This is a genomic window from Rhodococcus sp. AG1013 (genome assembly GCF_003350365.1).
Lineage (GTDB): Bacteria > Actinomycetota > Actinomycetes > Mycobacteriales > Mycobacteriaceae > Prescottella.
The window spans coordinates 1-1,082 of record NZ_QQAT01000051.1; the positions used below are offsets into that span (position 1 = coordinate 1).

Here is a 1,082-nt window from a genome sequence, read left to right on the forward strand (position 1 = left end):
TGTACCTGGCCATCAGGTTGGTTGCAGTCGGCTGATCGGTGGGAGTCCTCCGAGTGCGCTGTGGCGTCGTCGAGTGTTGTAGTACTCGAGCCAGGGTGCAAGTGCGTCGGCGCGTTCGCTGTTGCTGGTGAAGACCTGACGGTAGGCCCACTCGGTTTGCAGGGTCCGGTTGAGGCGTTCGACCTTGCCGTTCTGCCACGGGCAGTGCGGTCTGATGAACTTCTGCTTGATCCCGTGTTCGGCGCAGACTGCGCGTAGGGACCATCGGTAGGCCCAGGCGTTGTCGGTCATCAACCGCTCGATTCTCGTGATGCCGCGGTCCGCGAAGTAGTCGATCGCACGGGTCAGGAAACCCGAACAGGTGGAGCCCTTTTCGTCTGGGAGGATCTCCGAGTAGGCGAGTCGGGAGTGGTCATCGACGAGCGAGTGGACGTAGTCGAATCCGGTCCGGGTGCTGCGGTCGCGGGCTGTCGATCCGGCGGCTCGTCCGTGTGCGCGCCATCCGCCACCGTCGGGGATTCTGCCGAGCTTTTTGACGTCCATGTGCACCAGTTCGCCGGGCCGCTCACGTTCGTAGCGCACGGCGGTGGTTTTCGACGAGCGGATCACCTGACCGGTCATCGGGTCCAAGTCCGCCAGGTGTGGCACCTGGTGGCGCCGTAGGACTCGGGAGACTGTGCGGGCCGGCACCCCGAGTTCTGCTGCGAGCCAGTCCGGCCCGCGTCGCTCACGCACACGGAGCTCGACGATCCGGGTCTCGACTTCGGCTGCGGTTCGGGTCGGCATGGTGTGCGGGCGGGAGGACCGATCGTGTAACCCGGCTTCGCCCTCGGTCTCGTAGCGGGCCACCCACGTCGACACGCACTTCCGGGATATCCCCATTGCGCTGGCGATATGCGCTTTCGGCCAGCCATCTCGGTAGCGCTCGACGATGAGCAATCTGCCGAGATATGTGGTTCGGGCATTACGGTGGGACACGAGAACCTCCGAGCGGATGTGGGCCTTAGACAAGCCACACCCCACTCGGAGGTTCTCTTCACATCAAGCCGACACGCCCGCTACCAACGTCCTGACCGGGTACA

At 64.3% G+C, this 1,082-nt stretch carries 1 protein-coding gene; it reads right to left on the minus strand.

The genetic code is table 11. From position 1 onward, the window contains the following. Positions 1-12 precede the first annotated feature (12 nt). Positions 13-978 (minus strand): IS481 family transposase, encoded by a 966-nt coding sequence (locus tag DEU38_RS27935; protein WP_114724618.1) that lies wholly within the window; start codon positions 976-978, stop codon positions 13-15. Positions 979-1,082 lie beyond the last annotated feature (104 nt).